The sequence below is a fragment of the Actinoplanes sp. ATCC 53533 genome (genome assembly GCF_003947245.1).
Map to the genome: position 1 here is coordinate 19,914 of NZ_QHHV01000046.1, position 15,091 is coordinate 35,004.

A 15,091-nucleotide genomic window follows, 5' to 3' on the forward strand; every position below is an offset into this window, starting at 1 on the left:
GTTAACATCGCCACACATGAATGGGGCGCGGGTTGACGGATGAACGCCTCTTCCAGGTGCAGCGCCACGAGCGGCTGCTCAGCGAGTTGCGCCAGCACGGGGCCGTGCGCGTCCGGGAACTGGCACACGACCTGGGCGTCAGCGAGCTGACCATCCGCCGCGACATCGCCGCGCTGGCCGCCCGCAACCTGGTGACCAGGGTGCACGGCGGCGCCACGCTGCCCAGCCAGTCCCGCCCGACCGGCCGGCCACGGCAGACGGCCGCCACGCTCGCCATCGGGATGGTCGTACCGTCGCTGGACTTCTACTGGCCGCCGATCGTCACCGGCGCCCGCGCCGCGGCCGCGGCCCTCGGGGTCAACCTCCAGCTCCGCGGCTCCAGCTACGACCCGGAGGAGGACCGCCGCCAGATCGGCCGGCTCGTCGCGGCCGGGCAGGTGCGCGGCCTGCTGCTCGCGCCCAGCCTGGACGGCGCGGACGCGGACCGGATGATCGACTGGATCGGCCGGCTGCCGGTGCCCACCCTGCTCGTGGAGCGCCAGCCCCGGCGCCGCACCGCGACCCCCCGGCAGATCGAGTGGGTCCGCAGCGACCACGCGCTGGGGATGGAGATCGCCGTGCAGCACCTGCACGAGCACGGCCACCGGCGGATCGGGCTCCTGCTCGCCGAGGGCAGCCCCACCTCGGCGTACCTGCTGCAGGGCTGGCGGACCGCCTGCGCCGACCTCGACATCTCCGAAGCCAGGGTGGTGGGTGAATCGGTGACCCTCGACCGCCCGGGACACCGCCGGATCATCCAGGACGTGCTGGCCGAGTGCCGGCGCTCCCGGATCAGCGCGCTGATCGTGCACAGCGACCCGCACGCCATCCGCGTCGCGCAGATCTGCGCCGAGGCCGGCCTGAGCATCCCCGACGACCTGGCCCTGGTGTCGTACGACGACGAGATCGCCCACCTCGGCGAGCCCGCGCTGACCGCCATCCGCCCGCCGAAGAACCACGTGGGCCGGCTCGCGGTCGAGGTGATGGTCTCGCGGCTGCGCGACGGCGACCGGCGCCCGGCCCAGGGGGTGCTCGTCGCCCCGGAACTGGTGGTCCGGCAGTCATCGCTGTTCCGGGTCCGGGCCTGACGGGTGCCGGCGAGCCGGACCGGTTCGGCTGTCCACCGCGGCGCGGCCCTCCCCGGCCGGTGTGCGCCGGCCGGGGAGGGCGTACGTCACGTCAGCATCGGGGTCCAGCCGTCGCGATACTCGACGGCCGGCCGGCTCCCCCGCCGTAACCGCACCTCGTCGTGCCACGTGCCGGGCACCGGCTCGGTGAGCAGGGTGGCAGGCCGTTCCACCATGACGCAGACGTCCTCGCCGGGCCACCACCAGCCGCTCGACCGGGCCAGCGCCGCCCACTCGTCGAGCTGTTCCTCGTCGGATCGCGCGTACCGCACGAGGCCGAGGCGCCGCAGCACGTCGTAGTAGGCGATCCAGGAGGAGTCCTGCTGCCCGTACCAGCCAACCGGTAGCGGGCCGTGCGCCGCGAGCACCGCCCGGACCCGCCAGGTGAAACCCTGTGCCAGGCTGGCCTCGAGCGCGACCCGCACGCCCTGGCGCAACACTTCACGTACGGGCACGCCGGCGTCGAGTGCGTCCGGGGCGGGCAGCGCCGGCCACGGTTTTCCGGCCTTGCGGTGCGGGGACGCCGGTGGTGCCGCGTCGATGTGGTGGGCGTCCTCCAGCGAACTGCGCAGCCGGGACAGCCCGGCGGCGATGTCGCCGGCCAGCGGGGGCCGGCCGGCCGGGCGCCGGGGACGCACCCACTGCCGCAGGGTGTCGTGGGTGGGCAGTCCCTGGATCCGCCCGAGCGCCCGCGAGGGCGACTCCACCCAGTCGAACCGGGGTGCACGGCGGCCCTGGCGACGGTAGATACCGGTGATGGCGTGTTCGGCGGTGGCCCGGTCGGCCGGTGCGGTGCAGTGCCCGGCGTCCCGCCATTCCTGCCGGATGGGGATGACCCGTTCCCAGATCCGGGACGGTGCGGACGCCGGACCCGTACGGGCGGTGAAGGTGCGAAACGAAGCCGCCGCGGGGGCGGGAGCGGCGAGCAGCCGCTGGGGCGCGGTCATCGCGCGAGGGCGTGGAAGCCCTTCCGTGAGGTGATCATGTGCAAAGGATGCCCCTCGCCGCCGCCCGCGGCAACCCGATTAAGAGGCCGCGCAAATAGGGCAGCGGGCTGGCCCGGGTACGAGGCGGGCACGGTGACCCGGAACGTCCGGGTGAAATGCGCGGGCGAGACGTGCGCGATGCGGGCCAGGGCCGCGACGTCAAGCGGCTGCGCGTACGCCCGGTCCATCGCAGCATCCCGGGCCCGGTGCATGCGGCGGTTGGTCTCCTCGACAGCGCGACTCACGACGACATTGCACCGCGGACCGTGGACCTGACCGGGCGGTCGTCAGGGTCCGGTGGTGAAGGACAAGATCCGTTCGCGCAGGTGCGCGATGCGTGGACGGTCTTCCCGGCACCAACTGGCCACGTAGCGCAGGGATCCCACCTCGAGTCGCTCGCTGGACCCGTCGGAGACGGTGCAGGGCGCGTGATCTTTGCTCAGCTCGAAGCCCAGGGCCGGTTCCGTGGCGAGGACAGCAAGCTCGCCTCGCTGCGCCTCGGTGAGCCGGCCGGTTCGTGGCGGTTCCGGCGACGCACCGGTCCCCCGGAACTCTTCCGTCCAGGTCCAGGAACCGTCGGGGGTGATCATCCACTGCCGCGACCGGCCTTCGAAGCCGCCGCCGGTGGTCATCGTGATCGTCGGCAGGTCCCGGGCCCGGTCGGCCACCGGTGCGTCGGCGCACCCGGCCACGAGCAGGACACCGGCGCAGAGGCGGAACGCGGCCCGCAGACTTCTGGACATCACCATGGCCGGTCAGACGATACGCACCACCCGGGAGTTCCCGGCCACGACACCGCAGGTTGTCTAACGCGCTTTCCGTGCGGCGGTCATCCGCGCGGGCAGCCGTTGCTGTCCTGCGGCGTGACCCCCTCCTTGCCGTACAACTCCCCGATCAGGAACAAACAATGCGGCGCGGTGTTCGCCGCCTCCTTCGCGCCGGCCGGTGTCGGCAACCGCAGGATCGCGGTGTTCCGGGTCGCGCCCACCCTCGAGTCCGCGAACGTGATGCGCCCACTCGCACCCACGTGGGCGAACTCGCGATCGCGGAACAGCTGCGCCAGCCAGGCCCGGTTCCACGCCTCGGGGCCGGCCTGCCGGGCCGCGGTGACGACCATGTCGGCCGCGTCGAAGGCGATGCCCACCCGCTCGCCCGGGTACGACGGCACCGCCCACGCCTCGCCGTACAGTTCGGACGCCTCGTCGTGGATCAGGTCGTAGTAGCCGGCGCAGAACTCCACCAGCGGCCCCTTGTCGGACAGCGGCGGCGCCGGGGTCCGGTTCTCCGCGCAACTGCGCCCGGCGAGGACGACCAGGCTGCCGAGCGCGACATAGTCCAGGTTCATCTCGGCCACGAAGCTCTGCTGCCGGAAGGAAGGCTGAGCGACTATCCGCTCGATCGCGTCGTCGGCGACGATCCGCGGCTGAGCCTGCACCGCGCAGTCCTCCTTGATGTTCTGCAGGAAGCTCGAATAGCCCGTCTCCCGGCCGGCGTAGAAATACATCCGGCGCTGGCCGGACGCCCGGGGATCGGGCTTGGTGCAGGGTTTCAGAACATCCCCGCCCGGCAGGGTGACGACCTCGACCGCGACCGTGGTGAGGCTGCCGGCGGCCTTGCTGACCTCGGTCACCAGGGTTTCGACGTAGTCGTCGGGCTGGGCGGTGCGCTCGGGGCGGACGATGGTGAGCAGATCGACCGGTGGGTCGTTGAGATGCTTCAGGTAGCCGGCCAACAGCTGGGCCTGTTGCGGGTTTCCGGACACCATCTGGAAGTAGAACTTCGAGGTCTCGGCCAGCCCGGAGCCGGTCAGTGTGGTACCGATCGTCGGCACGGCCGCCCGTCCCAGGTCGGCGATGGCCCGCCGGGTCGTCTGCACCGTACGGTCCAGACCGACCACGGCCTTGATGCTCGCGTCCTGCTCGGCCAGCGGGATCAGCATGTCCCGGGCGACCCGGTCGGCCGCGGCCATCTCGCGGCCGCCGTTCGCGATGATGACGCGGAGCAGGGGATCGTGCTCGCCGGTCACCGAGATGTTCTGCTGCCGCTGCACGATGGCGAGCCCGATCAGTTCCTCGGCGACCGCGTTGTCGGTCTCGAGGTCGGCGCCGGCATGGGTGAGGCCGCCGAAGTAGATGATGCTGATCAGTGGCCGGTTCCGGTGCGTGTCGTGGATCCTGGCCGCCTCGGCGTTGAGCCGGAAGATCTCGCGCTGGGCGGCCGCGAGCCGGTCGTTGGTGCCGAAGATCTGGCTGTCGTTGTCGCTGTAGCCGACGCATTGCTCGTCGCCGGGCGCGATTTCGGCCAGCCGCACGTCGATGCCGGCATCGGGTTTCGCCTTCAGGTAGGAGCAGCCGGCCTGCCAGTAGTCCTGCAACCGGGCGGCGGGCAGCGCGGCGACCGCGACCAGGCAGGCCACCAGGATCACTTCGAGCACGCCGCGCTGGGCCAGCAGGGAGGGCTTGCCCGGGTCGAGGTTCAGGTCGGCCCAGGCGTCGGGGTCCTCGCCGGAGGTCCGGGCGATCGCCTGCGGCGACAGCGGCTCGGGCAGGTGGATGGTGAGGAACCGGGCGTCGGCCGCGAGCTTCTGCCGCTGGACGGGAAGCTCGCGCTTCCAGGTGCTGTAGGCGGTGGCGCTGGCCGGGGCGAACAGCGGCACCTCCCCGGGCCGGCCGGTTCCGGTCTCGTCGCCGGCGGGAGGAGCCGGTGGCTCGTCGCGGCACCCGGCGATGACCAGCAGCGGGTCCACTTTTCCGGTCTCGTTGCGGACGTCGTTGATCAGGCGCAACAGCGGGAGGCCGCCGTTCTCCTCGCTCGCGTGGTCGATCAGCACCGGCACGTACGCCGTGCGCCGCCACCCCCGGCGCCGGGGCAGCACCGACAACCGCCGCCGGTACGCCTGCCGCAGATCCTCCAGGAACGCGTGCACGAGCAGCTTGTGGAGCTGTCCGGCGTTCTGTTCGTCGAGCCGGTCGGCGGTGAGGCGTTCCGCGAAGCCGAAGAAGTCGGAGGAGTGCTCCGGCACCATGAAGGACTGGCGCCGCATGAACCACCGGGCCTCCGGCACGATGCCGTACGAGCGACGGCCGAACCACTTGAGGATCAGGAGCCGGACGAACCAGAGCGCCCCGCTGAGGCCGAGGGTGCTGGGCCCGCTGTCGCCCTGGGCGGAGACCTGGGTCTGTGCGGCATCCTGGACGGAGAGCGATTGGCCACGCCATTTCCGGAGCAGCGCGACGATCTCCGACTGGGGGTCGCGGTTGCGGGACGGGGTCAGCGTCTGGCGGGTGAGAAACTTGGCGACGCGGTACCGGCGGAAGCTGTTGGGCCGGGTGGAGAACCGGTCCTCCTGGAGGTGCCTACACAGCTGTTCGAGCAACTTCAGCTTGGGCGGCTCGGCTGCGGTCGGCGAGCCGAGGACAACGGTCTCGGCGTCCAGGAGCACATAGGGCGTCCGCGGCTCCGCCTTTTCCAGCAGATCGCGGAATCCCCGGAGAAATCCGTGCACCGACTCCTCCGGCCCGACCAGGCGGATGAGCGGCAGGGGGATGTCGCCGTGCACCGCCATGCTCGACACCCGGGGCAGGAACGGTGGCCGTTTCCGCAGCGTGAGCACCAGCTTCAGCAGTTCGTGGACCCCTGGGAAGACAGGTGGCTTGAACTCCGCTGCCATGCGCGCCCCGATCCACCGTTACTGATCCACATCGAAGCGATGATGATAGCCATCCATTGCTACGGATCGGGGCCACGCGATGTCAGCGAGTAGGCGCGGATGCCGGGCGACCTCGGAAAGGTGCCGACCCCGTCGTGGGGAGCCGGCTGGTGCCCCGTACAGATCTTTCGCGGGTCCCGTCGTAGCCTCGTCGGGGTGAACGTATCGAGCGAGGCCACCCTCGGTGTCGTGCTGGACACCGTGACCGTGCCGGCTGAGGTCACCGTGGACGGCGAGCGGCTGTCGGTCATCGGCTATGTGTGGGAACCGACCACCGAACTGGTCGGGCTCGACAGCGCCGGCGCGGTGTGGTCCTACTCCCCGGATCGCGGCAGCCGGGCGCCGATGAACTGCTCCGTTGACGCGCTACGCCGATTCCTCGACCTGTTCGGCGAGTTCTTCGCGGCCACCGGTGATCCGCCACCGGCGACCTACACGGCCGAGCAGATGGCTGAGAAGCTCGCCGCGTTCCGGCGTGGCGAGATCAAGCCCGCCGCCGGCAAGCCGGACAACCGTGGTGCCCGCATCAAGCAGCTCAAGAAGACCCTGAGGGAGATCGACAGACCCGCCGTGAAAGCCGGGTGGTGGTCGCTGGTCCTGGAACAGGTCGACGATGGGATCCTGTGACCCTCGCCGTCCTGACTCCCGAAGTTGACCAGGGAATGAACGGCAGTTCGCCGACATCCGCCTCCGCTACCCCGCCGAGGCGGCGGCGTAGGCGGCGGCGAGCCGCTCGAGCGCGCCCGGGCCGTCGTGCGGCTTCGGCGGGGCGCCGAGGTGGCGCACCCGGAGCTCGTCCATGAGCTCCTCGATGAACGCCGGGCCCTCGTCGCGCATGAGCTGCTGGCGGCTCCGGAGCTCGGCGCTGCCGGAGGTCCAGTCGAGGCCCCAGTTGCCGAGAGCGTAGATGATCGGCAGCGTCCGGATGCCGGCTTCCGTGAGGCTGAAGCGGGCGCGCTGTCCTCGGGCCGCGGCGCCGCGGGTGAGGATCCCCGCGTCGATCAGCCGCTTGAGGCGGTCGGCGAGGATGTTGGAGGCGATGCCCTCGATCGACCCGGTGAGCAGCGCGCGGAAGTGTCGGCGGTCGCCGAAGATGACGTCGCGCAGCACGAGCAACGACCAGCGATCCCCGAGCAGCTCGACGGCGGCGTTGATCGGGCACCCGGACCGTGGTTCCACGACTCCTCCTTGACAGGTACTTGGCCCCCAATATAGTGGTTGCAAATCGCAACCACTAGGGGAAGAAGGGGACGATGGGCCGCTTCCTGTACTGGATGAACGTGTCCCTCGACCTGCGGATCGAGCAGGTTCCCGGAGACGACGGCGCCGGCGAGTGGATGCGCATCGACGAGGAGCTGCACCGGGAGTTCAACGCGCGGGCGCGATCGCTCGCGGTCATGGTCCATGGCCGGGTCATCTACGAGACGATGGAGGAGTTCTGGCCACGGGCGCGCGAGGACGCGTCGCTGCCGGACTTCATGCGTGAGTACGGCGAGATCTGGACCTCCGCGCCCAAGGTGCTCGTCTCCCGCACCCGCCACAGCGCCGATCACGGCACCCGGATCATCGGCGGGGACGACGCGATCGAGCAACTGGCCGCCCTCAAGGCTGAGACCGACGGCACCCTCGGTGTGGGCGGCGCGACCCTCGCCACCCAGCTGCTCCGGGCGGGGCTGCTCGACGAGCTGCTGCTCTTCACCCACCCGGCGGTCCTCGGCTTCGGCAGGCCGCTCTTCGACGACTACGACGTGCCGATCGAGCTTGACCTGCTCGAGCAGCGCTCGTTCGGGCAGGGCGTCACGATGCACCGCTACGCGATCCGCGATGAGCTCGGGGCCGGCTCGTGCTGAGGCAGGTCGCCGAGGGTGTGCTGGTCCACGAGAGCGCGTTCTGCCAGAGCAACGGCGTGGTCGTGCGAGGCCGGGACGGCGTGTTGCTCATCGACGCCGGGGTCCACGGCGACGAGATGGCCTGCCTCGCGAACGACCTGTCCGGGTCGGGGCAGACCGTGGTGGCAGGCTTCTCGACGCATCCTCATTGGGATCACCTGCTTTGGCACGCCGGGCTCGGCGCGGCTCCCCGCTATGGCACGGCCCGCTGCGCGGCCACTGCCCGAGATCGGCTCTCGGGCGGGGTGGACGCGGTCGCGAAGGCCGCCGGCATCCCCGCACAGGTGCCGCTGGACCTGCTCGGCCACATCACCGGCCTGCCCGCCGGGACGGCACGGATTCCCTGGGACGGCCCCCAGGTCCGCATCGTCGAACATCAGGCGCATGCCCCGGGCCATGCGGCGCTGGTGATCGAGGAACGCGGGGTCCTCGTCGCCGGCGACATGCTCTCCGATGTCCTGGTGCCGATGCTCGACCTGAACGCCGACGACCCGATCGAGGACTACCTCGCCGCGCTGGGCCTGATCGAGGGCGTGGCGGGCGACGTGGAAGTCCTCATCCCCGGCCACGGGTCCGTCGGCGGAGCCGATCGGATACCAGCGCGAATCGAGCAGGATCGGGCGTACGTGCACGCCCTGCGTGCCGGCCAGGTGCCCGCCGACCCGCGGATCGGCCCATCGGCCAAGGACGGCTGGGACTGGGTGGCCGGCGTGCACAATGGACAACTCCAGCGTCTCGCCCACCGCAGCGAACGCAGCTGAGCTGACGCTGAGGATCACGCCGGGGCACCCGGCGGGCCTCACTCGGACAACGCGGAACGGACCAGGAACGAGCTGTCCGCGCGGAACGCCGAGCTCGCGTCGGCGCGGTCGACCCACAGCTGATCGGCGCGGTGCCGCAGGAACCAGCCGGGATAGTTCGACGACTCCAGGGCCACCGAGCCGACCCCCGCACCGGTACGGGCACAGAAGGTGGCGTCCCCCCGGAACAGCGGCGTCCCCTCGTCCGGGCTCAGCCGCAACCGCCACGAGAGGTGCCGCAGGTAGCGACCGTCGGCGTACCGGAACGAATAGCAGGCGGCGTCGTTCAGGCCCGGCACCACCCGGAAGCTGACCCGGCCACGGGTCGCCTCGTCGCTGCCGGCCGTAGCCGGCTCCAGCACGCCGAGACCGGTGGCGGTCGCGACGTACCGGCCGGGGGCGTTCTGTGCTTCGAGCGAGACCGGCCCGATCCGCAGGGATCCCGGCCGGGTGGCCGACGGGACGGCACCCGGCGAAGCCGGGCTGCTCGCCACGGCCGCGGGCGAGGAGGACGGCGACCGCGGCGAGGAGGCTTCCGGCGACGGCACCCGGGCCGGGGCGGCCACCGCGGGCGGCCGGGGTGTCTCCGGATCCGACAGCCGGGCCGTGGTGGCCGTCCCCCCGATCGCCAGCACGCCGGCGGTGACCGTCGCCAGGATCGGATGCGCCGCGACCGCCTGACCGGCCGCGCCGAGCAGACCCGCCGACACGCCCGCGCCGGAACCGGCGGCCACGGCGGCCGGCAGGGCGGCGTTGCCGACCAGCGTCGTGGCCAGGCCGGCGGGCACCGGCAGCAGGGCCAGGGCGGGCAGCAGGCGCTCGGTGGCCACCATCCCGCCGGCCGCGCGGGAGCAGGCCGGGCACGACCGGACGTGCCGGGCGACGCGCTTGCGCCACAGCGGGCCCGGCCCGCCGTCCCACCCGGCCACCACCTCACCCAGCCGGGCACACCCCGGCCGGGCTTCCAGCGCCGCCACCACCGCCCGGCTCACCTCCAGCTGGGCGCGCATGCGCTGCACCCGTACGCCCGCGTGCGCGACGCTCGTCCCCGCCGCGGCCGCCAACTCGGCCCGGGACAGCTCGCCGGCGAGCTCCAGCCACCACAGCGACAGCAGCGCCCGGTTGTCGGCGTCGAGCCACCTGCTCGCCCGCTCGGTCTGCCTGCGCTGGCGGGACAGGTCGACGCCGAGCGCGGTCTCGTCCTCCGACGGGCTCCGCTCGTCCGCTATCCGCGCCGCCTCCTCGATCCCGGCCGTCCGCGCGGCGTTCGCGCCGGAGCGGCGCAGGTGCGTGCCCACCTGGCGGACCGCGATGGCGGCGACCCACGAGCGGAACTGCGCCGGCGACCGCATCGCCGGCAGCTGCCGAAGGACCCGCAGCAGGGTCTCCTGCACGACGTCGTCGACGTCCGGATGGTCGCCCAGGCCGCGCCGGACGATGGTGTAGACCAGCGGCAGGCAGGACCGCAGCAACTCCTCCAGCGCGTGACGGTCGCCCGTCAGCGCGGCTGACACGAGGACCGCGTCATCGGTACGGGCAGCTCGCATCTCACCCATCTCGTTCCCGGCGCAGGCGTCGACTTTGAACGATCGGCGGCCCACGAGTCAACCGCCGGATCCGTACCGGAAAAACTGTTATGGACCGGGCCGCCGCCGAGTCGCTCGTTCACCGTCCACACGGGGCGGACGCGGCCCGCGCCGGCACGCCTTGAGGCGCGCGAAATATTCTGGCAACATTGTCGCCCATGGATGGAAGCGCTCCCAAATCTCGGTGACGTGTGCCGCGTTGTCAACGCTCACCCCGACGATTCGCCCATCCCCAGGAGGATCTCGATGCGTCATCCCACGAGAGCGACCGCGCTGCTGGCGGCGGCCGCCGGCCTGCTGGCGGCGGCCTCGGCCGCCGTGCTGCCCGCCCGGGCCGCGGCCGCCGGATGCTCCGTCAAGTACACCGTGTCCTCGCAGTGGCAGGGCGGATTCGGCGCCGACGTGGCCATCACCAACCTCGGCGATCCGGTCAACGGGTGGACGCTGACCTGGTCCTACTCGGCCGGTCAGCAGGTGACGCAGGCCTGGAACGCCGCCGTCGGGCAGAGCGGCGCCCAGGTCACCGCCGGCAACCTCGGCTACAACGCCGCCATCGGCACGAACGCGACCGTGTCGTTCGGCTTCAACGGCTCCTGGACCGGCAGCAACCCGGCGCCCGGATCCTTCGCGCTCAACGGTGTCACCTGCACCGGCGGCACCACGACCCCCACCACGCCGCCCACCTCTCCCCCGACCTCCAACCCGCCCACCGGCACCCTGCCGAGCAGCTTCCGGTGGACTTCCACCGGCCCGCTGATCGGGCCCAAGAACGACGGCCGCGGCATCGCCGGGATCAAGGATCCCTCGGTGGTGTTCTTCAACGGCCGCTACCACGTCTTCGCCAGCACGGCGCGGGCCGCCGGCTACAACCTGGTCTACACCAGCTTCACCGACTGGAGCCAGGCCGGCTCGGCCCCGTTCACCTACCTCGACCAGTCAGCGATCGGAACCGGCTACCGGGCCGCGCCGGAGGTGTTCTACTTCGCGCCGCAGCGGCTGTGGTATCTCGTCTATCAGACCGGCAACGCCTCCTACTCCACCAACCCGGACATCGGCGATCCGAGCGGCTGGAGCGCGCCCCGGCACTTCTACAGCGGCATGCCCCAGATCATCCAGCAGAACATCGGCAACGGCTACTGGGTCGACATGTGGGTGATCTGCGACAGTGCCACCTGCCACCTGTTCTCCTCCGACGACAACGGTCACCTCTACCGGTCGCAGACCTCGCTGGCGAGTTTCCCGAACGGGATGAGCGAGCCGGTCATCGCCATGCAGGACGCCGATCGCAACCGCCTGTTCGAGGCCGCCAACGTCTACCGGGTCGGCAGCCGCTACCTGATGGTGCACGAGGCGATCGGCAGCGACGGCCGCCGCTACTTCCGGTCCTGGACCGCGTCCGCCGTCGCCGGGCCCTGGACCGCCCTCGCCGACACCGAGAGCAACCCGTTCGCCCGGGCCAACAACGTGACCTTCTCCGGCACCGCCTGGACCCGCGACATCAGCCACGGCGAGATGATCCGCAGCGGCTACGACCAGAACCTGGACATCAGCGCCTGCCAGCTGCGGTACGTCTATCAGGGCATGGACCCGAGTTCCTCCGGCGAGTACAACGCGCTGCCGTGGCGGCTCGGCCTGCTCACCCAGACCAACTCGACGTGCTGACGCCGTGGACGCGACCCGGTGATCAGGTCGACGCCGGCGCCGGGGAGGTGCGTGCCTCGTCGGGCGCGGTCGTCGCGCCCATGAGCTCGTTGCACCACGACATCGCGGCGAGGTAGGCCTTGACGGCCCCACCGGGGTTGAGGATGCCGGCGAGGCCGACCGCGTCACCGTTCTCGTAGTCGCGGACGACCTTCAGCACGTGTCCCAGCCGGCCCACGCCGTCGGCGAGCGCCGCACTGACCTCCTCCGACAGGGGCAGCTGCTGCGCCAGCTCGGCCGGCGGCTGCCCGATCAGCTCGGCGACGCCGGAGAGCAGCCCCACGCTGAAGGCCACATCACCGGAGATGTCGAGCCGCTGGGCCACCGTCTGGCACATCCGGGCCCGGGTCATGGTCGCGACGAGCTGGCTCTCCGTGCCCTCGGCCAGGTCGCTGACCAGCATGAGGGTCACCCAGTGCCGGATCGTCGGCAGGCCCAGCAGGACCGCGGCCTCCCGGATCGACGACACCCGGGCCGTCAGGCCGGACGCCGCGGAATTGGTGGCCTGCAGCAGGCGGTAGGTGAGCACGGGGTCGGTGGCGATGAGCGTGACGACCTCGTCGAAGTCGACCTCCGCGGCGGCGAGCGCGCTGACCAGCCGCAGCCGGCTCAGCCGGGCCGGTGAGAGCCCGACCATCGAGACCACGTGCGGGCGGCCGAGCACGTGGCCCTGGAAGAGGGTGAAGCCCAGGTCGAAGGCCCGGTGCAGCTGTTCCTCCGTCTCCAGGCGCTCGGCGATCAGCTGGACGTTGGGATGCTCCTCGCGGCACCGACGCGCGATGCCGGCCACGTCCACCCCGTTGCCGAGAACATCGATCTTCACGTACGTGGCCAGCGGGAGCAGGCGGTCGTGTCCCCCCGGCGTGTAGTCGTCCAGGGCGATGGTGAAACCCCGGCCCACCAGCTCCTCGACGCCCGCGACGACCGCGTCGTCCACCTCGACGGTCTCGATGATCTCCAGCACGGTCTGGTTCGAGTCGAACGGGATCGGCAGCTCGCCGACGAGGAACTCCCGGGTGATGTTGATGAAGCACGCCCGGCCGCCGACCAGTTCGTGGAGCCCGAAGTCGGTGAACGCGGCGACTATCACCCGGCTGGTCGCGTCCGCCGAGCGGCGTGCTGCCTGGGTGGCTCCGGCTGTGTCGCGGAACAGCAGTTCGTAGGCGACGACGTCGCCCAACCGGTCATAAATCGCCTGCCGCCCCACGTGGACGAGGGGCGGCTCCGCTTTCCTGGGTTCCACCTGACCAGGCTAACGACGCACGGGGACCTCGCGTGGCGAAACGGCCGCCCGTACCCCCATCTCAGTCGCCGGCCCGGGTCGCGCTCTGGGCGAGCAGCCGATGAAGCTCGCCGAGCAGCGTGTCCGTCTCGAAGGGCTTGCGGATCAGCGGGGCGTCCGGCGGCAGCTGCTGGCCTCCGGGGGTGGGCCCGTTGGTGTAGCCCGACATGAACAGCACCGGCAGCTCCGGGCGGTGGTTGCGCAACTCGGCGGCGAGTTGGGTGCCGGACATGCCCGGCATGATGATGTCGGTGAGCAGGGCGTCGACGATCAGGGACTCCTCCAGGCACATCTTGAGCGCCTGCTGCGGGTCCGCCGCCGAGTGCACCCGGTAGCCCGCCTTGGTCAGGATCCGGCAGACGATGTCCCGGACGGCCTGCTCGTCCTCGACGACCAGGATCCGCTCGCCGCTGCCGGACGCGCGCACGGCCGGAACGGTGCTGACCGGCGACACGGCGGTCGCGCTCACCGGCAGGCAGACGCGCAGGGTGGTGCCGTAGCCGACCCGCGACTCGAGGCTGATCGTGCCGCCCGCCTCGGTCACCGCGCCGTACGCCGTGGCGAGGCCGAGGCCCGTGCCCTGGCCGCGCCCCTTGGTGGTGTAGAACGGCTCGAAGGCGCGGGCGGCGACCTCCGCCGACATGCCGCAGCCGGTGTCGGTGATCGTCAGGTAGACGGCGGGGATGTCACCCTGACCGGTGGCGCCGGCGATGGCGGCCGCGAGGCCCGTCGCGATGGTCAGCTGCCCGCCGGAGGGCATCGCGGCGCGGGAGTTCACCAGGGCGTTCATCAGCACCTGCTCCAGTTTGCTGCGGTCCATGGCCACCGCGGGCAGCGTCGGTTCGAGGTGCGTGGCGACCTCGATGTCCTCGCCGAGGGTGCGGCTGAGCAGCCGCTGCATGTCGGCGACGACGGCGTTGAGATCGAGCACCTCCGGCTGGGACGGCTCCAGCCGGCTGAAGATGAGCATCTGGCGGGTGAGCCCGCTGCCGCGGCCGGCCGCCTGCTTGATGCCCTCGAGGTCGGCCCGGCCGGGATGCTCGGGCGCCAGTTCCTCGCTGAGCATGTCGGCGTACCCGGCGATCACCGCGAGGAGATTGTTGAAGTCGTGGGCGATGCCGCCGGCCAGCTGGCCGAGCGAGTCCAGCCGCTCCGCCTGGCGCAGCTGGCGTTCCAGTCCGGCCCGTTCCTGCTCGGCGGTCACCCGCTCGGTGATGTCGCGCAGGATGCCCTCGACGGCGACGGGCCGGCCGGCCGCGTCGGTGATCGCGACCGCCCGCTGCTCGGTCCACACGACCTCGCCGGAGGACCGGCGCCAGCGGAAGGTCAGCGTGCCGGGCAACGGCGATCCCCAGGACTGCTCGATGATCGGCCGGTCCTCGGGCTCCAGGAGCCGGAAGATCAGTTCCGGGTCCGCGTAGAAGTCCTCGGGGCGGTGGCCGGTGACCGACTCCACGGCGGGGCTGAGATATTCCATCGCCGGCTCGGGGATGCGCCGGTACCGGAAGATGATGTCCTGCGCGTGCTCGGCCAGCAGGCGGAACCGCTCCTCGCTGTCGCGCAGCGCCGCCTCGGCCCGCCGCCGCTGCCGCCGGTCCGCGGCCTCGCGCAGCTCCCGCTGGACCGCCGGCCCGAGCCGGGTGAGCCGGTCCTTCAGGACGAAGTCGCGGACGCCGGCGCGCATCAGGGCCGCCGCCGTCTCCTCGCCCACCTGTCCGGAGACCAGGATGAACGGGATGTCCGCGTCGCGGGCGCGCACCTGTTCGAGCGCGTCCTCGGCGCGGAACCCCGGCATGTTGTAGTCGGAGATGACCACGTCCGGCAGTCGCTCGGTGAGCGCGGCCTGCAGGCCGGGCGCGGTGTCGGCCCGGGTGGAGGTGACGACCAGCCCGGCCCGGCTGAGCTGCCGGACGATGAGGATGGCATCGTCGGCGCTGTCGTCGACGACGAGCACATGAATCTCCGCCATCGC

12 protein-coding genes and 1 pseudogene are annotated in these 15,091 nt (G+C 71.6%); 5 read left to right on the forward strand and 8 right to left on the reverse strand.

Annotated elements, in window-relative coordinates; translation table 11 throughout:
• Positions 1-32: 32 nt before the first annotated feature.
• Positions 33-1,127, forward strand: a complete 1,095-nt coding sequence (locus tag DMB66_RS16015) for a substrate-binding domain-containing protein (RefSeq protein WP_233624595.1) — start codon at positions 33-35, stop codon at positions 1,125-1,127.
• An 86-nt stretch (positions 1,128-1,213) separates the two neighbouring features.
• Here the strand turns inward: DMB66_RS16015 and DMB66_RS16020 are convergent, their stop codons facing one another.
• The 4 genes and pseudogenes from DMB66_RS16020 to DMB66_RS16035 all read right to left on the reverse strand — a co-directional run bounded on the left by DMB66_RS16020 (position 1,214) and on the right by DMB66_RS16035 (position 5,822).
• The gene (locus DMB66_RS16020; protein WP_233624596.1) at positions 1,214-2,113 is read right to left on the reverse strand and encodes a DUF6745 domain-containing protein; all 900 of its coding nucleotides are present in this window, start codon (positions 2,111-2,113) and stop codon (positions 1,214-1,216) included.
• Positions 2,114-2,244: 131 nt separating this feature from the next.
• Positions 2,245-2,397 (reverse strand): annotated as a pseudogene (locus tag DMB66_RS16025) (AraC family transcriptional regulator); the annotation flags it as partial.
• A gap of 42 nt (positions 2,398-2,439) precedes the next feature.
• Positions 2,440-2,901 (reverse strand): hypothetical protein, encoded by a 462-nt coding sequence (locus tag DMB66_RS16030; RefSeq protein ID WP_125804881.1) that lies wholly within the window; start codon positions 2,899-2,901, stop codon positions 2,440-2,442.
• Between the two features lie 80 nt (positions 2,902-2,981).
• Positions 2,982-5,822, reverse strand: a complete 2,841-nt coding sequence (locus tag DMB66_RS16035) for a hypothetical protein (RefSeq protein ID WP_125804882.1) — start codon at positions 5,820-5,822, stop codon at positions 2,982-2,984.
• 195 nt (positions 5,823-6,017) lie between these two features.
• On the opposite strand from DMB66_RS16035, the gene DMB66_RS16040 reads away from it, so the two are divergent.
• On the forward strand, positions 6,018-6,488 hold the full coding sequence (locus DMB66_RS16040; protein WP_158647255.1) for an SUKH-4 family immunity protein: 471 nt from the start codon (positions 6,018-6,020) through the stop codon (positions 6,486-6,488).
• Between the two features lie 66 nt (positions 6,489-6,554).
• Here the strand turns inward: DMB66_RS16040 and DMB66_RS16045 are convergent, their stop codons facing one another.
• Positions 6,555-7,040 carry a helix-turn-helix domain-containing protein gene (locus DMB66_RS16045; protein ID WP_125804884.1) on the reverse strand — a complete coding sequence of 162 codons (486 nt, stop codon included), beginning with the start codon at positions 7,038-7,040 and terminating at the stop codon, positions 6,555-6,557.
• Between the two features lie 74 nt (positions 7,041-7,114).
• Here DMB66_RS16045 and DMB66_RS16050 point away from each other — a divergent pair, with 74 nt between their 5' ends.
• Entirely contained in the window at positions 7,115-7,711 is a 597-nt protein-coding gene (locus DMB66_RS16050) for a dihydrofolate reductase family protein (RefSeq protein ID WP_125804885.1), read from the forward strand.
• Complete coding sequence (locus tag DMB66_RS16055) at positions 7,705-8,511, forward strand: MBL fold metallo-hydrolase (RefSeq protein ID WP_125804886.1); 807 nt, start codon at positions 7,705-7,707, stop codon at positions 8,509-8,511. Before DMB66_RS16050 ends, DMB66_RS16055 begins: the two co-directional genes overlap by 7 nt.
• 38 nt (positions 8,512-8,549) lie before the next feature.
• On the opposite strand, the gene DMB66_RS16060 is transcribed toward DMB66_RS16055, so the two are convergent.
• On the reverse strand, positions 8,550-10,097 hold the full coding sequence (locus tag DMB66_RS16060) for a sigma-70 family RNA polymerase sigma factor (RefSeq protein ID WP_125804887.1): 1,548 nt from the start codon (positions 10,095-10,097) through the stop codon (positions 8,550-8,552).
• A 285-nt stretch (positions 10,098-10,382) separates the two neighbouring features.
• Between DMB66_RS16060 and DMB66_RS16065 the strand changes: the two genes are divergently transcribed.
• Positions 10,383-11,798, forward strand: coding sequence for a non-reducing end alpha-L-arabinofuranosidase family hydrolase (locus DMB66_RS16065; protein ID WP_199752394.1), 1,416 nt, complete (start codon positions 10,383-10,385; stop codon positions 11,796-11,798).
• A gap of 22 nt (positions 11,799-11,820) precedes the next feature.
• On the opposite strand, the gene DMB66_RS16070 is transcribed toward DMB66_RS16065, so the two are convergent.
• A complete protein-coding gene (locus tag DMB66_RS16070; protein ID WP_125804889.1) occupies positions 11,821-13,080 on the reverse strand; it encodes an EAL and HDOD domain-containing protein in 1,260 nt (419 codons plus the stop codon).
• Between the two features lie 61 nt (positions 13,081-13,141).
• The gene (locus tag DMB66_RS16075; protein WP_125804890.1) at positions 13,142-15,088 is read right to left on the reverse strand and encodes a response regulator; all 1,947 of its coding nucleotides are present in this window, start codon (positions 15,086-15,088) and stop codon (positions 13,142-13,144) included.
• Positions 15,089-15,091 lie beyond the last annotated feature (3 nt).